General features: G+C 66.3%; 25 protein-coding genes and 2 pseudogenes. 14 read left to right on the top strand and 13 right to left on the bottom strand.

Going from position 1 to position 26,353, the window contains the following annotated elements; genetic code table 11:
• Positions 1-5 precede the first annotated feature (5 nt).
• Genes RMCN_RS00970 through RMCN_RS00960 form a run of 3 tightly spaced genes read right to left on the bottom strand, consistent with a single transcriptional unit; the run spans position 6 to position 2,858 of the window.
• A complete protein-coding gene (locus tag RMCN_RS00970) occupies positions 6-1,256 on the bottom strand; it encodes a metal-dependent hydrolase family protein (protein WP_067386583.1) in 1,251 nt (416 codons plus the stop codon).
• Complete coding sequence (locus tag RMCN_RS00965) at positions 1,253-1,591, bottom strand: hypothetical protein (RefSeq protein ID WP_064397097.1); 339 nt, start codon at positions 1,589-1,591, stop codon at positions 1,253-1,255. The genes RMCN_RS00970 and RMCN_RS00965 overlap by 4 nt, the downstream gene beginning before the upstream one ends.
• Before the next feature lies 1 nt (position 1,592).
• Complete coding sequence (locus RMCN_RS00960) at positions 1,593-2,858, bottom strand: aromatic ring-hydroxylating oxygenase subunit alpha (protein ID WP_064417416.1); 1,266 nt, start codon at positions 2,856-2,858, stop codon at positions 1,593-1,595.
• A 195-nt stretch (positions 2,859-3,053) separates the two neighbouring features.
• Between RMCN_RS00960 and RMCN_RS00955 the strand changes: the two are divergent.
• Both RMCN_RS00955 and RMCN_RS00950 read left to right on the top strand, forming a co-directional pair.
• A pseudogene (locus RMCN_RS00955) lies at positions 3,054-4,537 on the top strand (aldehyde dehydrogenase).
• A 4-nt stretch (positions 4,538-4,541) separates the two neighbouring features.
• Complete coding sequence (locus RMCN_RS00950) at positions 4,542-5,318, top strand: emopamil-binding protein (protein WP_067386581.1); 777 nt, start codon at positions 4,542-4,544, stop codon at positions 5,316-5,318.
• Here the strand turns inward: RMCN_RS00950 and RMCN_RS00945 are convergent.
• Positions 5,305-5,907 (bottom strand): TetR/AcrR family transcriptional regulator, encoded by a 603-nt coding sequence (locus RMCN_RS00945; RefSeq protein ID WP_067386579.1) that lies wholly within the window; start codon positions 5,905-5,907, stop codon positions 5,305-5,307. The genes RMCN_RS00950 and RMCN_RS00945 overlap by 14 nt on opposite strands.
• Before the next feature lie 103 nt (positions 5,908-6,010).
• Between RMCN_RS00945 and RMCN_RS00940 the strand changes: the two genes are divergently transcribed.
• Genes RMCN_RS00940 through RMCN_RS00930 form a run of 3 tightly spaced genes read left to right on the top strand, consistent with a single transcriptional unit; the run spans position 6,011 to position 9,697 of the window.
• Entirely contained in the window at positions 6,011-7,171 is a 1,161-nt protein-coding gene (locus tag RMCN_RS00940) for a spirocyclase AveC family protein (protein ID WP_067386577.1), read from the top strand.
• Between the two features lies 1 nt (position 7,172).
• Positions 7,173-7,994: a CbbQ/NirQ/NorQ/GpvN family protein gene (locus RMCN_RS00935; protein ID WP_067386575.1), complete on the top strand. Its 822-nt coding sequence runs from the start codon at positions 7,173-7,175 to the stop codon at positions 7,992-7,994.
• Positions 7,991-9,697 (top strand): nitric oxide reductase activation protein NorD, encoded by a 1,707-nt coding sequence (locus tag RMCN_RS00930; protein WP_067386572.1) that lies wholly within the window; start codon positions 7,991-7,993, stop codon positions 9,695-9,697. The genes RMCN_RS00935 and RMCN_RS00930 overlap by 4 nt, the downstream gene beginning before the upstream one ends.
• Here RMCN_RS00930 and RMCN_RS00925 read toward each other — a convergent pair.
• A complete protein-coding gene (locus RMCN_RS00925) occupies positions 9,683-10,858 on the bottom strand; it encodes an acyl-CoA dehydrogenase family protein (RefSeq protein ID WP_067386570.1) in 1,176 nt (391 codons plus the stop codon). The two genes, RMCN_RS00930 and RMCN_RS00925, sit on opposite strands and share 15 nt — an antisense overlap.
• Positions 10,859-10,914: 56 nt before the next feature.
• On the opposite strand from RMCN_RS00925, the gene RMCN_RS00920 reads away from it, so the two are divergent.
• Genes RMCN_RS00920 through RMCN_RS00910 form a run of 3 tightly spaced genes read left to right on the top strand, consistent with a single transcriptional unit; the run spans position 10,915 to position 13,566 of the window.
• Positions 10,915-11,829, top strand: a complete 915-nt coding sequence (locus tag RMCN_RS00920) for an NAD-dependent epimerase/dehydratase family protein (RefSeq protein WP_067386569.1) — start codon at positions 10,915-10,917, stop codon at positions 11,827-11,829.
• A gap of 11 nt (positions 11,830-11,840) precedes the next feature.
• Entirely contained in the window at positions 11,841-12,584 is a 744-nt protein-coding gene (locus tag RMCN_RS00915) for a hypothetical protein (RefSeq protein WP_067386568.1), read from the top strand.
• A 13-nt stretch (positions 12,585-12,597) separates the two neighbouring features.
• Positions 12,598-13,566 carry an LLM class F420-dependent oxidoreductase gene (locus RMCN_RS00910; RefSeq protein WP_067386567.1) on the top strand — a complete coding sequence of 323 codons (969 nt, stop codon included), beginning with the start codon at positions 12,598-12,600 and terminating at the stop codon, positions 13,564-13,566.
• Here RMCN_RS00910 and RMCN_RS00905 read toward each other — a convergent pair.
• Together RMCN_RS00905 and RMCN_RS00900 are read right to left on the bottom strand one after the other, a co-directional pair.
• Positions 13,518-13,964, bottom strand: a complete 447-nt coding sequence (locus RMCN_RS00905; RefSeq protein WP_067386566.1) for a VOC family protein — start codon at positions 13,962-13,964, stop codon at positions 13,518-13,520. The genes RMCN_RS00910 and RMCN_RS00905 overlap by 49 nt on opposite strands.
• 19 nt (positions 13,965-13,983) lie before the next feature.
• Positions 13,984-14,735 (bottom strand): annotated as a pseudogene (locus RMCN_RS00900) (SDR family NAD(P)-dependent oxidoreductase).
• A gap of 87 nt (positions 14,736-14,822) precedes the next feature.
• Here RMCN_RS00900 and RMCN_RS00895 point away from each other — a divergent pair.
• The 3 genes from RMCN_RS00895 (at position 14,823) to RMCN_RS00885 (ending at position 17,863) form a co-directional block, all read left to right on the top strand.
• On the top strand, positions 14,823-15,461 hold the full coding sequence (locus RMCN_RS00895; RefSeq protein ID WP_165604395.1) for a TetR/AcrR family transcriptional regulator: 639 nt from the start codon (positions 14,823-14,825) through the stop codon (positions 15,459-15,461).
• Between the two features lie 69 nt (positions 15,462-15,530).
• The gene (locus RMCN_RS00890; RefSeq protein ID WP_064414607.1) at positions 15,531-16,832 is read left to right on the top strand and encodes an acyl-CoA dehydrogenase family protein; all 1,302 of its coding nucleotides are present in this window, start codon (positions 15,531-15,533) and stop codon (positions 16,830-16,832) included.
• Between the two features lie 38 nt (positions 16,833-16,870).
• Positions 16,871-17,863, top strand: coding sequence for a phosphotransferase family protein (locus tag RMCN_RS00885; protein ID WP_201028783.1), 993 nt, complete (start codon positions 16,871-16,873; stop codon positions 17,861-17,863).
• Between the two features lie 21 nt (positions 17,864-17,884).
• Here RMCN_RS00885 and RMCN_RS00880 read toward each other — a convergent pair whose 3' ends face one another.
• The 3 genes from RMCN_RS00880 to RMCN_RS00870 form a co-directional block, all read right to left on the bottom strand.
• Positions 17,885-18,388 (bottom strand): hypothetical protein, encoded by a 504-nt coding sequence (locus RMCN_RS00880; RefSeq protein ID WP_067386560.1) that lies wholly within the window; start codon positions 18,386-18,388, stop codon positions 17,885-17,887.
• Entirely contained in the window at positions 18,385-19,002 is a 618-nt protein-coding gene (locus RMCN_RS00875; RefSeq protein WP_064414604.1) for a TetR/AcrR family transcriptional regulator, read from the bottom strand. The genes RMCN_RS00880 and RMCN_RS00875 overlap by 4 nt, the downstream gene beginning before the upstream one ends.
• 152 nt (positions 19,003-19,154) lie before the next feature.
• A complete protein-coding gene (locus tag RMCN_RS00870) occupies positions 19,155-20,444 on the bottom strand; it encodes a cytochrome P450 (RefSeq protein WP_067386557.1) in 1,290 nt (429 codons plus the stop codon).
• 70 nt (positions 20,445-20,514) lie between these two features.
• Here RMCN_RS00870 and RMCN_RS00865 point away from each other — a divergent pair, with 70 nt between their 5' ends.
• The 3 genes from RMCN_RS00865 (at position 20,515) to RMCN_RS00855 (ending at position 23,139) form a co-directional block, all read left to right on the top strand.
• Positions 20,515-21,171 carry a TetR/AcrR family transcriptional regulator gene (locus RMCN_RS00865; RefSeq protein ID WP_084377005.1) on the top strand — a complete coding sequence of 219 codons (657 nt, stop codon included), beginning with the start codon at positions 20,515-20,517 and terminating at the stop codon, positions 21,169-21,171.
• Positions 21,172-21,306: 135 nt separating this feature from the next.
• On the top strand, positions 21,307-22,146 hold the full coding sequence (locus RMCN_RS00860) for a mycofactocin-coupled SDR family oxidoreductase (RefSeq protein ID WP_064350249.1): 840 nt from the start codon (positions 21,307-21,309) through the stop codon (positions 22,144-22,146).
• 72 nt (positions 22,147-22,218) lie between these two features.
• Positions 22,219-23,139: a TIGR03619 family F420-dependent LLM class oxidoreductase gene (locus RMCN_RS00855; protein WP_067386551.1), complete on the top strand. Its 921-nt coding sequence runs from the start codon at positions 22,219-22,221 to the stop codon at positions 23,137-23,139.
• A gap of 4 nt (positions 23,140-23,143) precedes the next feature.
• Here RMCN_RS00855 and RMCN_RS00850 read toward each other — a convergent pair whose 3' ends face one another.
• The 3 genes from RMCN_RS00850 to RMCN_RS00840 all read right to left on the bottom strand — a co-directional run bounded on the left by RMCN_RS00850 (position 23,144) and on the right by RMCN_RS00840 (position 26,345).
• Positions 23,144-24,292, bottom strand: a complete 1,149-nt coding sequence (locus RMCN_RS00850) for an acyl-CoA dehydrogenase family protein (RefSeq protein WP_067386549.1) — start codon at positions 24,290-24,292, stop codon at positions 23,144-23,146.
• 120 nt (positions 24,293-24,412) lie between these two features.
• The gene (locus RMCN_RS00845) at positions 24,413-25,558 is read right to left on the bottom strand and encodes a thiolase family protein (RefSeq protein WP_067386547.1); all 1,146 of its coding nucleotides are present in this window, start codon (positions 25,556-25,558) and stop codon (positions 24,413-24,415) included.
• A complete protein-coding gene (locus RMCN_RS00840) occupies positions 25,551-26,345 on the bottom strand; it encodes an enoyl-CoA hydratase/isomerase family protein (protein ID WP_084377021.1) in 795 nt (264 codons plus the stop codon). Before RMCN_RS00840 ends, RMCN_RS00845 begins: the two co-directional genes overlap by 8 nt.
• Between the last annotated feature and the right edge of the window lie 8 nt (positions 26,346-26,353).

Below are 26,353 nucleotides of genomic sequence, written 5' to 3'. Positions count from 1 at the left end.
CACCGTCACCCCTCTTCGTGCTTGTAGACGTGACCGTCCTTCATCACGAAGCACACATCGAGGGTGGCGGCGATGTCGGTCAGATCCCCGGGCACCGCGATGATGTCGGCGAGGTAGCCGGGCGCCAGGCGGCCCAGCTCGTCGTCGGCCTCGATCAGCTCGGCACTGGTCACGGTGGCGGCGCGGATCGCCTGAATCGGCGTCATGCCCCGTTCGACGAGCGCACACAGTTCTTTGGCGTTCTGGCCGTGCGGAATCGCCGGGGCGTCGGTACCGCAGGCGATGCGCACACCGGCCGCAATGGCCTTGGGCAGCATGGCCTGTGCGCGGGGAAACACCTCCTCTGCCTTCTTCCGAAGCTCGGGCGCGATGCGGTCGATCGCCATCACCTGGGTCAAGTAGGTGGTCGAGACGAGGAAGGTGCCGGTGTCGGCCATCTGTTGGATCGTCTCATCGCTGGCGAGGAATCCGTGCTCGATGCAATCGATGCCTGCCTTGATGCACGCACGGATCGCGCTGTCCCCGATCGCATGTGCGGCGACGCGGACGCCCGCACGGTGCGCCTCGTCGGCGATGGCGGCGAGTTCCGCGTCGGAGTACTGCTGCGCGCCGGGAGCGGTGCTGTGCGACATCACCCCACCGGAGGCCGATACCTTGATCAGCTTGGCGCCGTGGCGGACCTGGTAGCGCACGCACGCGCGCACGTCGTCGACGCCGTTGGCGATGCCCTCGGCCACCGACAACGGCATGATGCCCGGAGCCAGCCGCTGGAACACCGTCGGATCGAGATGGCCGCCGTACGGAGTGACCGCGTGCCCGGCGGGGTAGATCCGTGGGCCGACGTGCCAACCCTGGTCTATCGCCCGCTGCAACGCGACGTCGAGCAGGTAGCCGCCCGTCTTGACCATGAGGCCGAGGTTGCGCACGGTGGTGAAGCCGGCCTCCAGCGTCCTGCGGGCGTTGACCGCCCCGCGCAGCGTGCGATAGACGGGATCGTCCTGCACACCGTGCATGGGGCTGGGCAAGCCCTCCGGCCCGCCGGGCCCTCCGATGAGGAGGTTGAGCTCCATGTCCATCAGGCCCGGCAACAGCGTGACATCTCCGAGGTCGATCTCGGTCACCGAATCGTCTTGCGGTTCCGCTGGATTGACCGCGACTATGCGGTTGCCTTCGACGACCACCACGGCCGGCGAGCGCACCTCACCGGCCACGACGTCGGCCCAGCGCGCAGCGCGCAGGACGATTCGATCGGTCACGGAACCGGTTCGGAAACGCAGTCGAGCGTTGTGGCACCCGAATCGGGCACCTTCGGCTGCTTCCAGCACTCGACCGGGAAGGACACCTGAATCATCGAGTACAGCAGATGCATCAGGTTGAGCACGTCCTCGGGCAGCTCGTCCAGGGAGAACTTGTCGCAGTAGGCGATGGCCTCCTCGGCGCGCGCGGTGATCGCATCGTAGAAGGCCTGCATCTCGGTCATCGTCGAGGACAGCCGCTTGGCATAGCGTTCGGCCTCAGACCCCAGGCACCAGTCCGAAAACTGTTCCAAGTCGGCGAATTCCGGTGGCAACTTGGCCGTCGTGGTCGTCATCTCACACACCCGCCGTCTTGCGTTCGTAGTTCTCTACCCACGCCGCGGTCTCCTTGTGCAGGTGGCGGATCAGCACCTCCTGATCGCAGAGCAGGAAGTCGTCGAGCACCCGCGACTCGATCATCGACTGGGTGGCCTCCAGCGTGTTGGCGTCCTGCAGCCCGTATTCCTTGAACGACACCGCGGCCAGTTCCTGCGCGATGCGTTCTCGGGGAGTGCGCGGCTGCGGGAAATACACGGTGCCCTCGAACAGGTGCGTGTTGTACGACGTCGGCCAATAGTGGTAGGTCAGGTACCAGCCCTGCCCCCAGAACAAGATCACGAAGTTCGGGAACAACTGGAACGAATCAAGGCCCCACGGATCGCATTTCGCCGGGTTCAGGCCGGCGGGCATCTCCCCCAGATCCGGCTTGTCCCATGGCCCGAACAATCCACTTTGGCAGATGTCCTCGATCGGCTTGCGCATCTCGTCGGCCATCTCCCAGGCGCGCACACCCGAGGTGCTGACCAGTCGGTGCGGACCCTCGATGCGGTAGTGCGGCGCCTCGAAGCCGGCCTCGGCGGCGGCCTTCGAGTAGGCGGTCGGCGACTGGTTCGCGTGCAGTACCGGCGCGTGGTAGAACTCCTGGAACGCGTCCATGTAGAGCTTCCAGTTCGCCTTGACCTCTGACCGGTAGTGGAACCGCGACGTCATCTTGTCGAACGGGTAGCCCTCCAGGTTGGTGATCATCGGACCGAGGAACTCACGCAGCGACTGTTCGGGTTCCTTGGCGAAGTTGACGAAGATGAACCCTTCCCAGACCTCGCAGTGCACCGGCACCAGCCCGTAGCGGCTCTTGTCGAGGTTGAAGAACTCCTCCTCCTGCTGCACGAAGGTGAGGTTGCCGTCGAGGTCGTAGCGCCAGGCGTGGTACTTGCAGGTGAACTGCCTGCATACCCCGCTGGTCTCTTCGAGCGGCATGTCGTTCCACACCAGTTTGTTGCCGCGGTGCCGACAGATGTTGTGATACGCCTTGACCTCACCGGAGGTGGTCCGCACCACGATGATCGACGTGCCTGCGACCTTCAACTCCTTGGTGAAGTAGCTGCCTTTGCGCGGAACCTGTTCGGTCCGGCCGACATTCAGCCACGCGCGCTTGAAGATCGCGTGGCGTTCCTTCTCGTAGAACTCCGGACTGATGGAGTCCTCGTAGGAGACCGGATCGGTTCCCAGTTCGGGGTAGTGCTCCGTCCAACTTCCTTCTGGCGGTTTGGGAAAGCGAGCCATTGCCTTACTCCTGTCCGCCCGGCCTGGACCGTGCCGGGAGCTGCAGCGCCGACGGTATATGCTCCATGTCACAATCGCAAGTAGTTGATATAGACCGGCCGGGGCCGGGCAGCGACACCGATTACGCACCGCGGTCGGACCTCCATTCGGACCACAACCGTGGTGCAGACATCGGCGCGGAAAGGTGAGCAGACAATGCGATCGGACGAGTTGTTCATCGGCGGCCAATGGTCGCCAGCGAGCGCCGGGGACCACATCGAGGTCATTTCTCCTCACACCGAGGAACCCGTCGCGCGCGTCGCCGCCGCCGGGCCCGCGGACATCGACAGGGCCGTCGCCGCCCCGCGCGCTCCGCGTTCGACTCCGGTCCGTGGCCGCGTCTGGCCCCCGCCGAACGCATCGCCGCCGTGCGCCGGCTGGCCGAGCGGTACGGCGAACGGCGCGGCGAGATGGCCGAGACCATCACCGCCGAGATCGGGGCGCCCATCAGCTTCGCCCAGCGCGCGCAGGTCGGACTGCCCACGATGATGATGTCGGCGTTCTGCGATCTGGCCGACACGTACCCGTGGGAGGAATCCCGTCCGGGAATGTATGGAACCGATATCCGTATCCGCCGCGAGCCGGTGGGTGTCGTCGCCGCCATCGTGCCGTGGAACATGCCGCAGTTCCTGATCGTCACCAAGCTGATTCCCGCGCTGCTCGCCGGCTGCACGGTCGTGCTCAAGCCTGCGGCCGAGTCACCGCTGGACGCACTGCTGCTCGCCGACATGATCGCCGAGGCCGGGCTCCCCGACGGCGTGGTCAGCGTGCTGCCGGGTGACCGCTCCGCGGGCGAGTACCTCGTGAAACATCGCGGGGTGGACAAGGTCTCGTTCACCGGGTCGACCGCGGCGGGCAAGGCGGTGGCCGCCGCGTGCGCCGTCGATCTGCGCCGCGTCAGCCTCGAACTCGGCGGCAAGTCGGCCGCCATCGTCCTCGCCGATGCCGATCCCGCCGCCGTCGCCGCCGGCGTCCGCTCGGCAAGCCTGTCCAACAGCGGTCAGATCTGCAACGCGCTCACCAGGATTCTGGTGCCTGCGGCACGTTCGGCTGAGTTCACCGATGCCCTGGCCGCCGAGATGACGTCGCTCGTCGTCGGGGATCCGACAGATCCGGCCACACAGGTCGGACCGCTCGTCGCACAACGTCAGCAGGAGCGCGTGCGGGGCTATATTCGGACCGGCCGGTCCGACGGCGCGCGCCTCGTCGACGGGGGCGCCGACATGCCCGACGGGCTCGACCGTGGCTGGTATGTGAAGCCGACGTTGTTCGCCGACGCCGACAACGACATGACCATCGCGCGCGAGGAGATCTTCGGGCCCGTCCTGACCGTCATCGCCTATGCCGACGAGGACGAAGCAGTGGCGGTCGCCAACGACTCCGACTACGGCCTGGCCGGATCGGTGTTCACCGAAGACGCCGAAAGGGGAGTCGCCGTCGCCGAGCGCATCCGCACCGGGACCTTCGGCGTCAACCAGGGCTACACGATGGATCCGTTCGCACCGTTCGGCGGCGTCAAGGACAGCGGCTACGGCCGCGAACTCGGCCGTGAGGGGATCGACGGCTACACCGACACGAAGTCGATATCGATAGCGGCGCAACAGAATCCGGTTGCCGTCACGGCAGGAAACGGAGCGTGATGGCATGACGACATTGCAGACCCGCGAGCCGAACTTCGCTCGCCCGGTGGCGCCGCACCGCGGCCGAATCTATCTCGGCGTCGGGTTACTGACGGGGGTCGTCTTCCTCGCGATGACGATCGGTGTGCAGTTCGGCCTGATCGCCCCGACGTTCACCGCGGACGTCATCGCCAACCTGCTCTTCGGGATACCGGTGATACTGGTGCCCATCGTCATCCTGTGGGATGCGCCGGGCGAAAACCGGAGTCGGCTCGACAAGGCAGCGGAACTCACGCTGTTCTATCTGCCCTATACCGCGTGCAGCCAGATCGGCTACGAACTGATGTTCCTCATCGGCCATCCGCTCGGCTGGTGGACGCCCACGACCGACCCCGGCTGGAAGTGGCTGTGGTGGCAGTACGCCCTGGCCGACACCCGCTACGTCAGCGGTAACCCGTGGATCTTCGCGTTGGAGGTGGTCGGCGTGACCACCGGTGTCGTGGTGTTCGTCATGTGGACGCGACTGATCAAGACCGACCTGTCGACGGAATCCCGGATCCGTTGCCTGTGGGGAGCGTTCGCGGGATGTGCCGTCCTGATGAGCAGCACCGCGGTGTACTTCCTCGCCGAGGTGGGTGCGGGATTCGAGAACATCGGACAGGACGGCTACGGTCTGGGCTTCAAGTTCATCGCCGAAAACATCCCGTTCATGGTGCTGCCCCCACTGGTCCTGTACTCGATTCACCTGCAGATCGACTATTTGACGCGGCGGGCGGGCGCGCGGGCCGTCACGGGAATTTGATCGCCGAGACGTACATGTCGATGATCGGCCGGTAGAGGTCGACGTCGTCGAGCTCACTGCCGAGCACGATGGCATCGCTGGTCGCGATCAGCACCTGGGCGAACGTCAACGGCGGGATCACCAGAGTTCCGCCGAGGCGGTCGATGCCGTCGACGATGAACTTCGCCAGCGCCTCGACCACCTCCGCGCGCTTGCCGACCACGCGTTCTCGCGCATCCGGATTGCGCAACAGGTACAGGGTGAACTCGTGACCGAGGGCGGCGTGCTCGGCACCGCGGTCCTGGCTCAGCTGACGCCACCGCTGCGCGATCTCGTCGCGCTCGCGGGCCTCCACCTGTTTCGACGACGACATCACCTCGGCGAAGTTGTCGAAATAGCGCCGCCAGTAGCGGTCGCTGACGGCCAGGAACAGCTCCTCCTTGGTAGCGAAGTGCTTGTATATGGCGCCCTTCGTGTAACCGGCTTCGTAGGCGATGTCGTCGACAGTGGCTGCCGTGAAACCCTTTTCGGCGAACACGTCCTCGGCCGCGTCCAGCAGCAGCGACCGGGTGTGCTCGAGTCGCCGCTCCCGGGTCCACCGCTCCGCCATGCAGGAATTCTGCCATAAGAATCTAAGATCCCATTGAGTTATCCAGATACCGACGGGTATATTTCTCGAGATCGCGATGACGAGGCGCGATCGAGGAGGCGTCGTGAGCGAACTGTCGAACAAGCCATCCGCTGAGTCGCTGAGCACAGTGGGTCGACTCGAAGAGGCGTCGCCGCGGCCGTCAAACCGGGTCAAGATCTGGGCGACATTGGGTGGCGTGATCCTGGTCTTCCAGATCTACGTCTGGATCCGGTGGATCACCGGCCCGTACTTCACGCCGGTCGATCCCGGTCCGACCGAGCCGCCCACCTTCATGAAGGTCGCCCTGATGATGTGGCAGATCGGCTCACCGGTGCTCTTCCCGGTCGCCATCTGGTGGTTCATCATCCGGCCGTGGCGACGCGAACGTCGCATCACGTTGGACGGCATGATCATGGTGTCCACGGGTCTGTTCTTCTTCCAGGACCCGCTGCTGAACTACATCAACACCTGGTGCACCTACAACGCGTGGGCGTTCAACATGGGCTCGTGGGCCCCGCACGTCCCGGGTTGGCTGTCGCCCGAGAGGCCCGGCGCCCAAGTGGCAGAACCGTTGGGCATCAACGTCTCCGGATACGCGTACGGCGTGCTGCTGTGCACGATCCTGGGCTGCTGGGTCATGCGAAAAGCTCAGCAGCGGTGGCCGAACCTCGGCGCCAAGGGTCTGATCGGCGTCGCCTTCGCTTGGGGTTTCGTGTTCGACTTCGTGATGGAGGGCCTGGTCCTGATGCCGTTGGGGATGTACACGTTCCCCGGTGCCATCCAGGCGCTGTCGATCAACGCCGGAACCTACTACCAGTGGCCGATCTACGAGGGCCTGATGTGGGGCGGCGTGCAGGCCGCGTTGTGCTGTCTGCGGTTCTTCACCGACGACCGCGGCCGCACGGTCGTCGAGCGGGGCTTAGACAACGTCCGCGGCGAATTCGCCAAGCAGCAGTTCGTGCGTTTCCTCGCGATCTTCGCCGCCATCAGCGCATCGTTCTTCGTCTTCTACATCATTCCCGCGCAGTTCATGGCGACCCATGCCGACCCGTGGCCCGAGGATGTGCAGAAGCGTTCCTACTTCACCTCCGGCCTCTGCGGCGAAGGCACCGATCGGCCGTGCCCCGACCCGTCGCTGCCGATTCCGACCAGGCACTCGGGTTACATCAACACCGACGGCGAATTCGTGCTGCCGGAGGGCGTGGAGATGCCTGCGGTGGTGCCGCACGAACGGAGCGAATGAGGTGTCAGCCAATAATCACGTGCCGACGCTCGAAAGTCACTCGCGGGCACCGTTTTACCGGTCGGTCGGCGATGAGGTCGAGGTGTTTCGCGCCGCGGCCCGGCGAGGTTCGCCGGTGTTGCTCAAGGGTCCCACCGGATGCGGCAAGACCCGGTTCGTCGAGGCGATGGCCCACGAACTGGACCGCGAGTTGATCACCGTCGCCGGCCACGAAGACATGACGTCGGCCGATCTGGTGGGCCGGTTCCTACTCAAGGGCGGTGAGACGGTCTGGGTCGACGGACCGCTGACCAGAGCCGTTCGGACGGGCGCGATCTGCTACCTCGACGAGATCGTCGAGGCGCGCCAGGACACCACCGTCGTGATCCACCCGTTGGCCGACCACCGTCGCGAACTGCCGGTCGACCGGCTCGGTACGACCCTGTCCGCTGCGCCCGGGTTTCAACTGGTGATCTCGTACAACCCGGGCTACCAGAGCGTGCTGAAGAACATCAAGGAGTCGACGCGCCAACGGTTCGTCGCGATCGAACTCGACTTCCCGCCGCCCGAGGTGGAGACCGAGATCGTCGCGCACGAGGCCGGAATCGACGTCGACACGGCACGGACCCTGGTGTCGATCGGTAATGCTATCCGCGGTATCGAGGGCTCACCGCTGCGCGAGGCGTCCTCGACGCGGACGCTCATCCTGGCCGGCGGGCTCGCTGCCGAGGGGCTCGGTCTGCGGCGCGCCGTGCAGGCCGCGATCGTGGAGGCGCTGTCCGACGACAGAGACGTCGTGCGCGCGCTCGGCGAACTCGTCGATGCGCTGCTGCCCGGCCCGTGAACGACCCGGGCGCGGCCGAACTCGATCGCTTCCGGCTTCTGGCGACGTTCATCGCCGGTCGGTCGATCGACATCGCGACTGCGCCGAAGGGCCACCCCGCCCACACCAACGGCACGGTCATCTTCGTCTCGGACAGGGGTTCGGCCGAGCAGATTCGGCGGGAAGTGGTGTTGCACAGCGCGCTCATCGGGGCGGGCAGCCTGCGCGAGCCACTGATTCGGCCGTTGCGGGCGCGCTCGGCTCTCGCACGTCGCTATCTGGCGATCGAGGGTAGCCGGGTGCTCGTCGAGTTGGCCCGCCGGCTGCCGTTGGCGGCGAGGCTCCACCCCGAGAACCCGCACGGCACCACGTCCGCCGCCGAGTCCCTCGAAATCGCGTGCAGCCGAACAAGAGTCGGTGATCCGCCCGACTGGTTCGGCACCCTCAAACCGTCGGCACTGCTGAGCACGACCGAGTTGGGCGCACGCGCCTCCGATGACGACCTGCGGTTCACACCCGATCCGGCCGCCCTACCGGAAGACGAAGACGATGACGATGACGAGGGGCCGTCGGAGGAAAGCAAGATCCTCAAGATGTTCGACAACCCGCTCTTCAACTCGAAAACGGTCGGCGACTTCCTGCGCAAGCTGCTCGGCACCTCGGGGTCCTCCGGGAACAGCGCCGGCGGCGACCCGCAGGCCGAAGCCGTGCGGCGGGTCCGCGCGGGCGGGCCGCACGCCAGGCCGGTGCCCACCCGGATCCACTTCACCGACGACGAACGCCCGGGTGCCGCCGTCGGGGTGGGCGGAGCGCTGCATCCCGAGTGGGACGTCTTCCGGCGCCGGTACCGGCCGGACTGGTGCCGGGTGATCGACTACCCGCTGACCACACCCGCCGACGTCGGAGCTGCCGTCGTCGCCCCCGACGACGTCCTGCGCCGCCGACTTTCCCGGATCGGGTTGGGCCCCAGGGTGTTGCGGCGCCGACCGGATGGCGACGAACTCGACATCGAAGCCCTCGTCGACCTGTCCGTCGACCTCCGTTCCGGGTTCTCCCCGCCCGAGCACATCTTCTCCGAACACCGCAAGGTCGCCAGGAACCTCGGGGTGCTGATCCTGCTCGACGCGTCCGGCTCGGCGACCGACGCCGACCCGGACGGACTGGCCGTGCACGAGCACCAGCGGCGGTCGGCCGCCACACTGGCGGCCACGCTCGAGGAGCTCGGCGATCGGGTCGCGGTCTACGCCTTCCGGTCCCGAGGCCGTCATGCGGTCCACCTTCCGGCCATCAAGAAGTTCGATCAGCGCTTCGGGGCGGTCGGGCGGGCTCGCCTCAATCAACTGCAACCGTCGAGCTACACCCGCCTCGGCGCGGCGATCCGCGGTGCGGCCGAGATCCTCAAGCAAGAGGCGGGCACCCCCAACAAGCTGTTGCTCGTCCTGTCCGACGGCCACCCGTACGACGACGGTTACGAAGGTCGCTATGCGGAGGCCGACGCGCACAAGGCCCTCGAGGAGCTGCGCGCCGACGGCGTTGCATGCCTGTGTCTTTCGATCGGTTCTTCCGCGGGCGCCGATGCGCTTGACCGCGTCTTCGGTTCCGTCGGCCATGCCGGTGCCGCCTCGTTGGCCGAGCTGAGCCCACGGATGGACGAATTGTTCATGGCATCGCTGCGGGAACTCGCCGCACCCGCGCCCCCGCCGACATACCTAGCGCGGCGGTAGGCCGAGCACCCGCTGCGCGATGATGTTGCGCTGGATTTCCGACGCCCCACCCGAAATCGTCCCGGCATAGGTGCTGATGTAGCGAGTGAACCAGTCGGCGGTGAAAAGACCTGGGCTGTAGGGGTTGTACGGCGCTGTGAGTCCGGGACTGCGCAAGCCGTCTGCGCCCGCGGCGTCGAGCGCATACCCGAGCGCCTTCTGCTCGGCTTCCGACCCGAACAGCTTCAACACCGAGATGCCGGGGATGTCGCGTTCGCCCCGCGCCGCCTGCCCCAGTGCGACCGAACCGAGCAGACGCAGCGCCTGATAGTCCATCGCGATCGTCGCGTAGCGGTCCTGGTTCACCGCTCCCACCGGGCGGAAGTCCTGCAGCAGTTGATCCAGCCGATTGGCGAACGCCATCCACATCATGGTGCGTTCGTGGCCCAGCGATCCGTTGGCCACGCGCCAACCCTCATGCAGAGGACCGACGAGATTCTCTGCGGGCACCCGAACGCCGGAGAAGAACACCTCGTTGAAGTCCAGGTCCTCACGGCTGTACACCGAAGCGAACGGCCTGCGCTCGACTCCAGGTAGGTCGGTGGGTATCAACAGCGCGCTGATTCCCTTGTGCTTGGGGGCATCCGGGTCGGTGCGCACGAACGCGAGGATGACATCGGCGTCGTGTGCGCCCGAAGTCCAGACCTTCTGCCCGTCGACGACGAAATCCTCACCGTCGCGCACCGCTCGCGTCGCCAGGCCCGCCAGGTCCGAACCGGCCCCGGGTTCGCTCATGCCCAGCGATGCGGTCATCTCGGCACGCAGAATCGGCACCGCCCACCGCTGCTTCTGCTCGTCGCTGCCGAAGGACAGGAGCGACGCGGCGATGATCCCGACGCCCTGCGGATTGAAGGCAGGATAGATCCGGCGCCGCGCCAGCTCCTCGCGGTGGACGAACTGTTCGAGCACGCCCGCGTTGCGGCCACCGAATTCCGGCGGGTTTCCCGGTAGCAACCATCCGTGGTCGAACAGCAGCCGCTGCCAACAGCGTGCCCACTGCGGCACGTGGGCCGTCGATCGGGACCGCTCCGCCGCCTCGGCCTCCGGCGGCAGGTGCTCGTCGAGGAAGGCGACGAACTCCGCGCGGAACGCCTCCACTTCGGCATCGAAGGTGAGCTGCATCCCGCCAACATATCAAGTACTTAACATTTGAGGCGCGGTGCGCTAAGACTTAAGGGATGCTCAACGGCGAGAAGATCCTGATCACCGGCGCCACCGGCAAGATCGCGTTCCCCTTGGCGCGTGAGCTGGCACGCAACAACGAGGTGTGGGGCGCAGCCCGGATGCGTGAGCCGGCCAGCCGCGACAGGCTGAGCGCCGCGGGTGTCATTCCGGTCGCCCTCGACATCGGTGACGGCGACTTCTCCGCGCTCCCCGACGATTTCACCTATGTCTTCCACGCCGCGGTCGATCCCGGAGCCGAGGACTGGACGCGCTGCCTGGAGACGAACGCGCAGCGTTCGGGAGACCTGCTGCACCGGTACCGCGCCGCAAATGGCCTCGTACTGTGTTCGACCGGCTCGATCTACGCGTACCAGGGTCAGCGGCCGCTGACCGAATCCGATCCGCCCGGGGTGCCGTTGCGGGCGAACTACAGCTTCTCCAAGATTGCTGCCGAGGCGGTCTGCACGTGGGTCGCCAGACAGTACGAGATTCCGTTGACCATCATCAGAATCTGTTCCACCTACGGGCCCGAAGGCGGCGCCCCCGCCGACCGTCTCGACGCAATGCTGGCTCGTAGACCGATAAGGCTGCACCCGGACCGGCCGAACAACTACAACCCGATCTACGAGGACGACTACGTCGCGCTGGGGATCAGGGCGATGGAGGCAGCCGACACGCCGCCGGTCGTGGTGAACTGGGCCGGCAGCGAGACGGTCAGCGTCGAGGAGTACTGCGCGTACATGGGCGAACTGGTCGGCATCGATCCGATTTTCGAGTACACGCCCGAGGCCCACACGCCGTTGTGGCCTGACGTCACCCACATGCACGAGGTGCTGGGGCGCACGACGGTCGGGTGGCGCGACGGTTTCCGCCGAATGATCGAGGCCCGCCATCCCGAAATCCCGCTGCCACAGCCGGGTTCGGTGTAGAGGAGACGTCGATGCAACTACCGGGCAGACCGTCGGACGAGGTTCCCGAGGTGCTCGCCAACGGAGACGGGGACATCACCACCATGTTCGTCTCGATGGCGCGACGCCACCCCGACGGAGCGGACGCGGACTATCTGCGCTGGCACACCCTGGACCACCGCCCCGAACAGCACCGGATGCCGGCGGTGCGCGCATCCCTGCGCCTGGTGTCCACGCCGCAGTGCCGCGCCGCACGCGCAACCGGTGAAACTCCCTATGACGAGATCGATCACGTGATGACGTACTTCTTCACCGGGGTCGAGGGAATGGGACCGTTCCTCGCACTGTCCAAGGCACTCGGTGACGCGGGCCGCAAACTTCCTCTGCTGCCAGCGGTCGAACGCGGTGTGTACGACGTGCAGCAGCGCGCCGCAGCGCCACGGATCAAGGTGGGCGCCGACGTGCTGCCGTGGTGGCCGAATAGAGGCGTGTATCTACTGCTGGAACGAGGCGCAGGTTCTCCGGACGAACTGGTGGACGTCGACGGGGTGGCAGGCGCGTGGGCGGCGACGTCTCTGCCGGTCGAAGCCCGTCTGGCGAGCGCCCCTGCCGCGCAGACGCTTACGTACTGCTTCCTCGACGATGACCCCGTCACCGTCGCCGGGCGGCTGGGACCGGTCCTACGGACCCGATGGGAGACGGACGGCGTCGAAGCGCTCTTCGCGGCGCCGTTTTACGCCGTCGTGCCGTACGAGTGGGACCGCTACGTCCCATGACAGGGAGGTATGAATGCGCGTCGGATTGATGGTGGGCTCCGATAAGGAGCGCCCCCGCGCCGAGCGGCTCAACGGACTGATCGACGACGGAAAAGTGGCGGAGGAGCAAGGTTTCGCCTCGTTCTGGATGCCGCAGGTGCCCGGCTACCTCGATGCGATGACGGCGGTGGCTCTGCTCGGAGCCGCCACGGACCGCATCGAGATCGGGACGGCGGTGGTACCGATCCAGACCCGCCATCCGCTAATCATGGCCCAACAGGCGCTCACCACTCAGATCGCCTGCGGCAGCAGGTTCACCCTCGGGATCGGCCCGTCACACCACTGGATCATCTCCGACCAGCTCGGCCTGCCCTACGACAGGCCCGCGCGGTTACTACGCGACTACCTCGAGGTGCTCGACGCGGCGTTCGGCGGACCGGGCGCGATAGCCGTCGACAACGACAACTACCGCGTACACAGCCCCGTCGACGTCACCGACGCCTTCACCGTGCCGGTGTTGGTGGCTGCGCTCGGCCCGACGATGCTGCGGATCGCCGGGGAGCGCACCGGCGGGACCATACTGTGGATGGCCGACGAGCGTGCGATCGGCGACTACGTGGTGCCCCGGATCACGGCGTCGGCCAAAGAGGCGGGCCGCGAGGGTGTTCGGATCGTCGCCGGTGTACCCGTCGCGCTCTGTGCAGACCGCGAAGTCGATGACGCCCGGGCCTACGCCAGCGAGGTCCTGGGCCACGCCGACTTCTCCCCCAACTACGTCCGCCTGCTCGAACATGGTGACGCCGAAGACGTCGGCGACACCATGGCCGCGGGCGACGAGGCGACCGTTGACGCGCGGCTGCGCCGCTACCGCGACGCCGGCGTCACCGACCTGGCGTTGCGCGTGGTGCCGCTCGGACAGGATGCCGCGCAGCGACAGGCGTCGCGTCGGCGCACTCAGGAGTTCGTCGCATCGTTGGCTTCGGAGTTCGCCGCGGGAACATAGCTTCCCATGAACTCGACGGGTACCCCGCCCATCGTACAGAAGAACAGGTCAACGCCAGGCACACCGGTGTCCAGCATTGTGACCTCATCGGCGAAAGCGCTCGCCTTCGCGCGTGTTTCGGCGAATTCGGGCGCCATGAAGGACAATGCGGCCAACCCCTCGGGCACGATGTCACGAAGGTGCTCGGGAACGTCCAGCACCTCGATGAGCCCCGTATCGCCGGTGCCGAGCATGGTGACCTCCGCACCGTCCGACGCCGGCCACCCGAGCGTCTTCTGCAGCACCTCACCGGGGACGTGCATCCGAAACTGCATCTCCATCCCCATCACCTCGGCCAGGAACGCGGTGAAGGTGTGCGCCGAATGGCTGCGCATGACGACGTGGTGAAGATTGGGCATGTCCCGCCTTCCGATCGGCCTACGACCCGAGCATGATCAGACCGCCGTCGACCGCGACGAGCTGCCCGGTCATGAAATGCGAACCCTCGCTGCAGAAGAACACCAGCGTGGGGCCGAGATCACGAACGGTGTCACCGAGCGCTCCGCCGAGCGGGATCGAGGTCTTCAGCTGCTCATCCATGAGTTCGGCTGCAGGTCCGAGGAATTCACGCAACCGCTCGGCACCCGGCGTCTGCACCGCGGGCGCCAGCGCGATCACCGACACGTTCTCGGCCGCCCACGCCCTGGCGGCCGATCGGGTCCAGGCGGCCAGCGCCCCTTGGTCGCTGCGTAAACCGCCGAGAGGGGGCTACCCATCACGGCCTCGGCGGATCCGAAGTTGATGATGCGGTCACCGCCGTTCTCGCGCATGCCCATGTACGCCGACTGGTTGGTCAGGATCGTGGCCTTCACGTTGGTGCCGGTCAGGGACTCGATGTCGTCGGTGGCGATCTGGCCGGGGATCCCCGCCTGCCATAACCCCGCCGCATTCAGCAACTTGTCGAGGCCGCCCATCGCCTCGGCAGCGGCTCGCACCGTCTCCTCGACTGCGTCGGCGTCACGCACGTCGCACTGCAGCCAGGACACGCCCGGCACGGCGGGAGGCGCCGTGGTGTGGCGGGTGGCCACTACGCGTGCACCCGCCTCGGTGAGCACGTGCACCGCCGCCGCGCCGATGCCTGTAGCCCCACCGGTCACCAAGATGCGCCTGCCGTTCAATGTCGCGACCACCCATAGATAGTTAGACAAACGTCAACTATTTGCAACCCTCAATCGCCCTGTTACAGTGCCGGAGTGTCGAAGGTCAGCAGCGAGGCTATGGCTGACGGTGGTCAACGGCGCGCATCTTTCCAGCGGGCTCGATCGCATGAGACGAAGCGGGCGCTCGTGCAGGCGGCCATGGCGTTGTGGCGCACGAACGGCTATGCCAAGACGACCGTCGCCGACATCTGCCGGGCCGCGGGCGTGTCGAGAGGCCTGTTCTACTTCTACTTCCCCGCCAAGGAGGACATCCTCTTCGAGGTCGGCCTGCTGTCGACCCGGTCGGCGCAGCAGAAGGTGCGCACGCTGTTGCGCGCCGACTACGACGTCGAGACCGTCATCGCCGAGGCGCTGCGCAGCCTCGAACGGTCGATGGGGCGCAACCCGCGCGAACTGATCATCCAGACGATCTTGGAGGGCTACCGGCATGAGCACCGGATCCTCGCGGGTGAGTCAATCGACGAGACCGCCGACGCCGACATGTTCGGCGAGCTCTTCACCCGGGCACAGCAAGACGGGAAAATCGGCGCGCATGTCGACGTCGAACACCTCTCCCGCTTGGCGGGCATGCACGTCAGCGAAGGCGTCCGGCACTGGGCGAGCGGGAGTTTCGGTGACCGATCGTTCGCCGAGGTCGTGACCGACGACGTCGCGGCACTGATCGCCGGATTCAACTCGAGAAAGGCGCAGCGGTGAGAATCTCGGTGGAGTGCGCGTAGGGCGTCGCATTCGACTGATACCTGAACAAAGAGAAAGGAGACCACGATGTCGTGGGATTTCGAGACCGACCCCGAGTACCAGAAGGTGCTCGACTGGGCCGACGAATTCGTCAGGGAGGAGGTCGAACCGCTCGACTTGGCGTTTCCCGATCAGCAGTTCGTTCCTTTGGACGCCAACCGCCGCAAGGTGATCGACCCGCTCAAGGACGAAGTGCGCCGACGGGGTCTGTGGGCCACCCACCTCGGTCCCGAACTCGGCGGACAGGGTTACGGACAGCTCAAGCTCGCGCTGCTCAACGAGATCCTCGGCCGCTCCCAGTGGGCGCCGATCGTATTCGGTTGTCAGGCGCCCGATACCGGCAACGCCGAGATCATCGCGCACTACGGGACCGAGGCGCAAAAGGAGCGCTACCTGCGCCCGCTACTCGACGGCGAGATCTTCTCGTGTTACTCGATGACCGAACCGCACGCCGGCGCCGACCCGACACTGTTCAACACCACCGCGGTCCGTGACGGCGACGACTGGGTGATCAACGGCTGGAAGTTCTTCTCCTCCAACGCCAGAACCGCGTCGTTTCTGATCGTCATGGTCGTCACCAACCCCGACGTGAGCGCCTATCAGGGTATGTCGATGTTCCTGGTGCCGACCGACACACCGGGCGTCAACATCGTCCGCAACGTCGGACTGCACGGCGAGCGTGACGACGAAGGCTCGCATGCGCTCATCCACTACGACAACGTGCGGGTGCCCGCCGATGCGCTGCTGGGCGGCGAAGGCCAGGCATTCGTCATCGCCCAGACCCGCCTCGGCGGCGGCCGTATCCACCACGCGATGCGCACGATCGGACTCTCGCGCAAAGCGCTCGACATGATGTGTGAACGCGCGCTGAGCCGGGAAACCCAGGGCAGCAGGCTGTCCGAGAAACAGTTCGTTCAGGGCTACATCGCCGACTCTTACGCACAGCTGTTGCAGTTCCGGCTGATGGTGCTCTACACCGCGTGGGAGATCGACAAGTACAACGACTACAAGAAGGTCCGCAAGGACATCGCCGCGGTCAAGGTCGTGATGCCGACGGTGCTGCACGATATCGCTTGGCGCGCAATGCAAGTCCACGGTGCGCTGGGCGTCACCAACGAGATGCCGTTCCTGGGCATGGTGACCGGCGCCGCGGTGATGGGCCTGGCCGACGGTCCGACCGAGGTGCACAAGGCGACGGTGGCCAAGCAGGTGCTGCGCGACTATGCGCCCAGCACCGACACATGGCCGAGCGAGTGGATCCCGGCCAAGCGGGAGAAGGCCAGGGCCAAGTTCGCTGAGTATCTAGACCATGAAGTGGGGAATCTGTGAGCGAGAACGCGATAGACGTTGCGCGCCTGACCGACTGGATGGACGCGGCCGAACTACCCGGCAAGGGTGAGCCGCTGCAGACCCGGTTCCTGTCGGGCGGCACCCAGAACGTCATCTACGAATTGCGCCGCGGCGAACACAGCTGTGTGCTTCGGATGCCGCCGCCCGGCGCCCCTGCTGACCGCGACAAGGGAATCCTGCGGGAGTGGCGCATCATCGAGGCGCTCGACGGCACCGACGTGCCACATACCGAGGCCGTCGCGGTATGTGAGGACGCCGCGGTGCTTGGTCGGCCCTTCTACCTGATGGGGTTCGTCGACGGATGGTCGCCGATGGACCTCGACGACCGCAAGTGGCCCGAACCGTTTGACTCCGACCTCTCCGCCCGCGGGGAGCTGGCCTATCAACTCGCCGAGGGCATCGCGCTGCTGTCCCAAGTGGACTGGAAGGCCAAGGGACTGCATGATCTGGGGCGGCCCGACGGCTTCCACGAACGCCAGGTCGATCGCTGGACCGCGTTCTTCGAGCGCATCAAGGGCCGCGAGATCGACGGCCTCGACGTCGCCACCGACTGGCTGCGCACACATCGGCCGCTGGACTACGTCCCCGGATTGATGCACGGCGACTATCAGTTCGCCAACGTGATGTATCGGCACGGCGCGCCCGCTCGGCTCGCGGCGATCGTGGACTGGGAGATGGGCACCGTCGGAGACCCGAAGCTGGACTTGGGCTGGATGGTGCAGAGCTGGCCCGAGGACACCGCGGCGCCGACGGATTCGGAGATGGGTTACGTCGACATGCGGGGAATGCCCTCGCGCGCAGACGTCGTCGCACACTATGCGAAGGTCTCCGGGCGCCAGGTCGACGATCTCGACTACTACCTGGTGCTGGCGAAGTGGAAGCTGGCGATCGTGCTCGAGCAGGGTTTCCAGCGCGCGGGCGACAACGAGAAGCTGCTCGCCTACGGCCCGGTCATCGTCGAACTGATGTGCTCGGCCGCCGAGCTGGCCGAATCCAGCGACTACCGGTGACGCGGCAGGTGCCCGCCCAAATCAGCTGGCGGGCACCAGATCCGCGGCCACCGACACCATCATCCCGCAGCGGAACATCTCACAGTCGCCGACCTCGGCGACTGCGGGATCACCGGCTGCGGCCAGCGCCTTGGCCTTGAACGCCCTGGCCGCCGCGCTCAGGCGGTGCTCGACCGAATCGACACTGCTGTCGAGTTCTGCGGGCACCCGCTCGCCCCACAGGATCACCTCGGTCGCGCCCTGATCGAGTGCGTTGCGCACGTGCTGGAGGACACGCGCGTCGCGGTCGATCAGGTTCGCCGCGACAGCGACGGTCTGGGGATGCGGCCGTTCCTCCCAGGCCGCGAGGACCGTTTCCAGGTCGAGGGTCTCGGCTCCGAGAATCGTCAGCGGGCGAACGTCTTCGCCACCACCGACGAGCACGGTGACGTCCCACCCGGCCATCACCCGGTCGTAGATCCAGCCGCCGGCCGACTTCACCGCGTCCGACACCGTCGGGGCGGCGATGTCGAGCCGGTACCTCATGTCGAGCTCCGCGGCGCCAACTCGCGCCCCAGCGACTCGGCGTACCCCTTGAACACCTCGGCCAATTGAATCGATGGGTCGAGTAACCATAGGGTCTCCATTCCATAGGTGAACGCGAGGATTTCCACGGCCTTGGTGGCCGGGTCGAGGTCTTGGCGATACTTTCCGCTCCGCTGACCGCGCTCGATGATCGCGGTGATGATGTCGACCGCGTCGCGGTAACGCTTGACCAGGCGGTCGTGCAGAGGCGCGTCGGGCGCGATGTTCTCCACCAGCAGCACGGTGAAGGTCCCGACGAGCTCGGGCGCGCGCTCGAAGCGTTCGGGGACCCGGCCGAGTTCGGTGACCAGATCACCCGAGCGGTAGTCGGCGTGGATCGCGTCGTCGGCGTCACGGGCGTCGAGCACCGCGTTGAGCAGCTGCTCTTTGGACTCGAAGTGGTGCAGCAGACCGGCGGGCGTGACCCCGGCTTCCTTGGCGATCAGGGCCAGCGAGGTGTTGCGCCACCCGTTGCGCGCGAGCAGGCGTTCGGCCACCGCCAGGATGCGCTGACGACGATCCTCGCCCTTGGCGAGGAGCGTGGCATACGGCCGCGCGGGCTCCGTGGCGGACACCGAACTCCTTCGTTCAACCAACCTAGTGAACACACAGTAGGTAGGTTTGGGCGCTGTGACAAGCGTCTCAGCCAAATTGGGTTTAGACCGCCGTCACATCGCCAGGTCAGCGCGTGTTTCGGGCGCAATCCGCCGTCCCCGCGCCAGGTTTCCTATCGTCGCGTGAACTCGATGTGCAGCTCGGTCAGCCCGCGCAGCAAAAACGTCGGCTCGTAGGAGTAGCGGCGCTCACCGGATGGACCGTGGGCCGCCTCGCTGATCCGGATGTGGCGCGTACGCTCGAGCAACCTCTGCACGGTGATGCGGCCCTCCACCCGGGCCAGGGGCGCGCCCGCGCAGGAGTGGATTCCACGACCGAACGCGATGTGCTCGCGCACGTTCTTCCGGTCCGGGCGGAACTCGTGGGGATCGTCGAATTTGCGCGGGTCCCGATTGGCCGCGCCGAGGCACAGCATCACGATCGTGCCCGCCTTGAGCGGCACCCCGCCCAGCGTCGTGCTCTTGCGGACGAGCCGGAAGTCGACCTTGGTCGGCGAGTGCATGCGCAGCGCCTCTTCGATGAACGCCGGAATCCGCTCGGGGTGTTCGCGCAGCATCTGCTGGAAGTCCGGCCGGTCTCCGAGGGTCTGCACCGCCGCGCTGAGCAGCTTGGTGACGGTCTCCTGCCCCGCGGCGAACAGGAACGTGGCCGGCTTGACGACCTCGATCAGCTCCGGTGTCGAACCGTCGGGGTACACCGCGGTCGCCATACCCGACAGCACGTCGCCGCGCGGTTGGCGGCGGCGCTCGGCGAGATAGCCGGCGAACTTGTCGTCGAGATACTGCAGCGGGTCCCGCCCCACCGGGGCGCCGTCGAGCGCGCCGACGCGGGTGCCGTAGCGCTCCTCGACCCCGAGCGCGGCCAGGAACTCGGGCCGGTCCTCGTCGGGCACGCCGAGCAGGTCGATGATCGCCGACGTGGCGAAGGGTTTGGCGTACTCCGAGAGGAACTCGCACCGCCCCTCAGAGGAATGCGGGTCCATGATCTGGTCGATCTGGCTGTCGACCAGCTGCCACATGTAGTCCTCGTTCTCCTTGAGCCGGCGCGGCGTCAGGAGCTTGGTCAACAGCGACCGGGCCCGTTCGTGGGCCGGCGGGTCCATCACGACCATGTGCTCGTAGATGGGAAACAGGTGGCGGTGCGCCTCGATCTGCTCGGTGATGTCGTCACCTTCGGGGACGAACGGCAGCGGCGGGAACGGCCCGCCGATCGCGTTCACCGCCGAGAAGGAATCGTGATCCTTGAAAGCCGCCACCACTTCGGCGTAACCGGTGACGGCGACGACGCCGTAGTTCGGTTCCCGAAACACCGGGCCCTGCTCGCGAAGGTGGTCCCAGTAGTCATAGGGATCCTGACTGATCGCGTGGTCGGAGAAGTAGTCCACCGAGGCGAGATCGGTCATCGACGGCCGTCCTTTCGGTCCTGGCGCCCGTAGCCAGTCTGATCGATCGATCAAACTGTTAGGATGCGCCATGCCTATCACGGGTCGTGACAGAGGGTCAAGCATTCGGACGGAGGGGCGCGCCGGGAACGCCAAGCGAGCCGAGGTCGGGGCGCGCCAGCGACTCATCGAGGCCACCGCGAAGATCATGCGCGACGAGGGCTATGCCGCCGCGACGTCACGACGCGTGGCGGCCGAGGCCGGGGTCAAACAAGCGCTGGTCTACTACTACTTCCCCACGATGGATGACCTGTTCGTCGAGGTGTTGCGGGCCGGCGCCGAGGCGTCCCTGGAGAACATGCGCTCCGCGCTCACCGATGACGACCCGTTGCACACGCTGTGGCTGATCAACAGCGATTTGCGAAGGACGATCCTGAACACCGAGTTCATGGCACTGGCCAACCACCGCAAGGTGATTCGTACGGAGCTGAAGGCCTACGCGGAGCGCGTGCGCGACATCGAGACCGCCGCGGTCACCGTGGCCCTGCGGGCCAACGGTGTCGATCTCGACGACTACCCGCCGGTCGCCGTTTCGATGTTGATCGTGCAGATCGCGCGCAGCCTGTGCAACGAGGACGCGGTCGGCCTCACGCTCGGACACGACGAGATGCGCGACTTCATGCAGCGCTGGATGCAATCGCTGAAGGAGTCCTTGACCTCCGGCGGGTCGCTACCTCCCCCCGGCTGAGCTCGCACATCGATCGGCGGTGCCGCGACACCGCGATCCCTCCGCCTCGCAGGCCCGACTGTTGACACGTGGGCCGATCGGTGCCACGATCCTGATCGATCGACCAAACTAATCGAGCAGCCAGAAGGTGGACACATGGGTGGACGAGTCGAGGGCAAAGTCGCGTTCGTAACCGGCGCGGCGCGGGGCCAGGGCCGCAGCCACGCGGTGCGCCTCGCCGCGGAGGGTGCCGACATCATCGCCGTGGACGTCTGCAAGCAGATCTCCAGCAACGACGACATCCCATGGGCCACACCGGACGACCTCGCCGAAACGGCCGACCTCGTCAAGAACCTGAACCGCCGCATCGTCACCGCCGAGGTCGACGTGCGTGACTACGACGCCCTCAAGGCGGTCGTCGACGGGGGCGTCGAACAGTTGGGCCGGCTGGACATCGTGGTCGCCAATGCCGGCATCGGCAACGGTGGAGCAACGCTGGACAAGACCAGCGAAGACGATTGGCGCGACATGATCGACGTCAATCTCTCTGGTGTGTGGAAGACCGTCAAAGCCGCTGTCCCCCATCTGCTCTCCGCAGGGCACGGCGGTTCGATCATCCTCACCAGCTCGGTCGGTGGCCTCAAGCCCTACCCCCATACCGGCCATTACATCGCCGCCAAGCACGGCGTGATCGGCCTGATGCGCACATTCGCCGTCGAACTCGGTCAGCACTCAATCCGGGTCAACGCCGTCTGCCCCACGAATGTGAACACACCGCTGTTCATGAACGAGGGAACCATGAAGCTGTTCCGGCCCGACCTCGAGAATCCCGGACCCGACGATCTCGCCGTCGCCGCACAGTTCATGCATGTGCTCCCCGTCGGCTGGGTGGAGCCCGAGGATGTCAGTAACGCCGTGTTGTTCCTGGCCTCGGACGAATCCCGCTACATCACAGGTCTTCCGGTCACGATCGACGCGGGCAGCATGCTGAAGTAGCCGGGCAATTCGGGTGGAGTCGCTAGCGTGTAGTGCATCGATCACACCCAATTCACGTGAGTGGAGTCCTGAGTGAAACTCGTCTTCAACCTTCCGCACATGCTGCGACTCAAGGCCATGATGCAGCCGTGGGAAGCATCGGTGACCGGTGCCGACCAGACGCGGATGGCCAAGTGCGCCGACGAGTGGGGCTACGACATGATCGCCGTGCCCGAGCATTTCGCGATTCCCAACGATCACGTCGAACTGTCCGGGCCGCATTATCTGCAGTCCACCGTGGCTCAGGCGTATCTCGCCGGGGCAACACAGCGGATCATGCTCAATTCGTGCATCACGGTACTGCCGCTGCAACATCCGATCGTGTTGGCGAAGTCGCTGGCCACCGCCGACTGGATGAGCAGCGGCCGCATGATGGTGACGTTCGGCGTGGGCTGGCTGGAACGCGAATTCGAACTCCTGGGTGTGCCCTTCCATGAACGTGGCCGCATCGCCGACGAGTATCTGGCTGCGATTGTCGAACTGTGGACCAGTGAATCGCCCAGCTTCGACGGCAAGTATGTGTCCTTCGATGACATCGCCTTCGAGCCCAAGCCGATCCAGAAGCCGCATCTGCCGATCTGGATCGGCGGTGATGCGGACGCGGCACTGCGCCGAGCGGCGAAGTACGCCTCGGGATGGTGGTCATTCCTCACGCCGCCCGAAAAGATCGCCGAGCGCCTCGACTTCATCAAGTCCCAACCTGGCTACGACGGTCGGCCATTCGACGTGGTGCACGGGCTGGGCACGAATCGGGTCGGCGAGGGCCATACCGTGCAAGACGACCCCGAGGGCCGACCGGGCATGAGTGCGGCCGAGATCGTCGACCGGCTCGGTTGGCTCGCGCAGCAGGGCGTCACCGTGAGCGCTGTGCCCCTGCCGCCGGTGTCAGGGGTCGACGAGTATCTCGACTACGCGCAATGGGTGATCGAGGAGATCAAACCGCAGCTGGCCTAGTGGTTTACAGGCCCAGCGACTTGGCGATGATCACCTTCATCACCTCGCTGGTGCCCGCGTAGATGCGGGCCACCCGGGCGTCGGTGTACAGCCGAGCGATCGGATACTCCATCATGTAGCCGTAACCGCCGAACAACTGCAGGCAGCGGTCCACCACCCGCTGCTGCATCTCGGTGCAGAACAGTTTCACGCGGGCCGCATCCGCGCCGGACAACTCGCCGTCGACATGCAGGGCCACAGCGCGATCCAGCATCGCCTGCGCGGCCTCCACCTCCGCCGAGCAGGCCGCCAACTCGAACTTAGTGTTCTGGAACGACGCCACCGGTGTGCCGAACGCCTTGCGGCTCTTGGTGTAATCGATGGCGGCGGCGATCGCCGAGCGTGCCTGCGCGACCGATCCGACGGCGACGGTGAGCCGCTCCTGAGGCAGGTTGTGGCCCAGGTAGCTGAACGCCTCGCCTTCTTCGCCCAGCATGTTGGTCGCGGGTACGCGGACGTCGACGAACGAGAGTTCGGCGGTGTCCTGCACCTTGCAGCCCATCTTCTCCAACTCACGGCCCCGGGTGAACCCGGGCATCCCGTCCTCGACGACGAACAGCGTGAGCCCCTTGCGCCGGTTGTCCGGGTCGGTCGAGGTCCGCGCGACGACGATCACGAGGTCGGCCTGCATACCGCCGGTGATGAACGTCTTGGCGCCGTTGAGGATCCAGTCGTCACCGTCGCGTACAGCGGTGGTGCGCACACCGGCGAGGTCGGATCCCGTGCCCGGTTCGGTCATCGCGACGGCGGTCAGCAGCTCCCCGGCGGCAAGCCCGGGAAACCACCGCTTGCGTTGCTCTTCGTTCGCGTAGTGCAGGAAGTACGGGAGGATCACCTCGAGCTGGGTGCGCACGGTCGACAGCGTGACCAGTGCGCGCGCCGCCTCCTCCTGCAGCACGACGTTGTAGCGATAGTCGGGGGTCCCACCTCCGCCGTACTCCTCGGGAATGGCCATCCCGAGCATGCCCAGCGACCCCATCTGCTTGAACACCTCGCGAGGCATGCGGCCGCCCTTCTCCCACTCGGGATAGTGCGGGACCACTTCCTTTTCGACGAAGTCACGGGCGAGTTCGCGGAACGCCTCATGGTTTTCGGTGAACAGGGTTCTCTGCACGCGGGTCCTCCCGTGGAATCAGTGCTTACTGCGTCAGCAGCGCTAGGCGATGAGTTCTGCCCCCATCGCTAGGCGATGAGTTCTGCCGCCATCGCTAGGCGATGAGCTCTACCCCCATCGCTAGGCGATGAGTTCTACCAAAGTCGCGTTGGCGGTTCCGCCGCCCTCACACATGGTCTGCAAACCGAACCGAATCCCGTTGTCGCGCATGTGGTTGAGCATGCGCGTCATGAGCACCGCACCCGACGCCCCGAGTGGATGCCCCAGGGCGATCGCCCCGCCGAGCGGGTTGAGCTTGGCTTGGTCGGCGCCGGTCTCGGCCAGCCATGCCAGCGGCACCGGCGCGAACGCCTCGTTCACCTCGAACACACCGACCTCGTCGAGGGTCACTCCGGCCTTGTGCAGGACCTTCTCGGTCGCCGGGATCGGACCGGTCAGCATCAGAACCGGGTCGGCACCGGTGACCGCGCCCGCACGGTAGCGGGCAATTGGGCTCAGTCCCAACGCCACAGCGTTGTCGGCCGCCATCACCAGCAGCGCCGCGGCACCATCGGAGATCTGTGACGAATTTCCCGCATGGATGACGCCGTCGTCCTTGAAGGCCGGCTTGAGCCCCGCGAGCTTCTCCACCGTGCTCCCCCGCCGCACCCCTTCGTCAGCCACGACTGGTTCACCGTCGGTGAAGACCGGCATGATCTGCGATTCGAACGCGCCGTTGTCCTGCGCGGCAGCGGCCAGCTCGTGTGAGCGCACCGAGTACTCGTCGAGCCGGGTTCGGGAGAAACCCCACTTCTGGGCGATCAACTCCGCCGAGATGCCCTGGTTGAACGAGAAATCGCCGTAGCGTTCGAGGACCTTGGGCCCGTAGGGCATTCCGGTCGCCCGCGCCGAACCGAGCGGCACCCGGCTCATCACCTCGACCCCGCCGGCGACGACGACGTCCTGCTGACCCGACATCACCGCGTGGACCGCGAAATCCAGCGCCTGCTGGCTCGACCCGCAGGCGCGGTTGACCGTGGTGCCGGGGATGGTCTCCGGCCAGCCCGCGGCAAGAGCCGCGTAGCGGCCGATGTTGCTCGACTGGTCGCCGACCTGAGACACACAACCCCACACCACGTCGTCGACGATCTCGGGATCGATACCCGCACGCTCGACGAGTGCGGTGAGCACGATCGCCGACAGGTCGGCGGCATGCATCTCCGACAGCCCGCCGTTGCGCTTGCCGACCGGCGTGCGCACCGCCTCCACGATCACGGTTTCACGCATTGTTCTTCTCCGATCCGGGCCCGATCGCCCATCGCCCAGTAAATACGGCCTCGCGTTTGGCGGCGAACGCGGCATAGGCCTCCGCCGAATCCGCGGTGGCGAAGTTGCCCGGCTGTGCGCGGGCCTCATTGGCCAGCGCCTCACGCAGCGTCGCGTTGGCCCCGTCGTTGAGCAGCGCCTTGCTCTGCGCCAAGGCGACCGGTGGGCCCGCCGCGAGCCGGGCCGCCAGATCGGCGACGAAGCCGTCGATCTCATCGGCGGACCGCACCCAGGTGACCAGCCCCAACGAGTGGGCCTCCGCGGCGTCGATCATGTCGGCCAGCAACACCAGCCGCTTGGCCTGTTGCAGGCCCACCAGTTTGGGCAGCAGCCACGAACCGCCGAGGTCGACCGACAGGCCGCGCTTCGAAAAGATCTGGCAGAACCGGGCATCCGGCGTCGCCACCACGAAGTCACAACCGAGCGCCAGGTTCCAGCCGGCCCCGACCGCAACCCCGGTCACCTTGGCGATGGTGGGTACGGACAGTTCGTGCAGTGCGAGCGCGACATCGGTGAGCCGCCGTAACTTGTGTCGCGGGTGGATGTCCTCGGGTGTGCCGATGTCGGCGCCCGAGCAGAACGCCCCACCCGCGCCGGTGATCACCAATGCGCGAAGTTCGGTGTCGCGGGCGGCCGCCCGCAGGGCATCGGCCAGGTCCCCCCACAACTGCGCGTTGATCGCGTTCTTGCGGTCCGGCCGGTTCAGCGTCAGGGTCCGCACCCCGTCGCTGTCGGAACTCAGCAGCACGTCATCGC

Source organism: Mycolicibacterium novocastrense (assembly GCF_001570485.1).
Taxonomy (GTDB): domain Bacteria; phylum Actinomycetota; class Actinomycetes; order Mycobacteriales; family Mycobacteriaceae; genus Mycobacterium; species Mycobacterium novocastrense.
The sequence above is the reverse complement of the archived record's forward strand: the minus strand, read 5'-3'. Positions and strand labels throughout refer to the sequence as shown.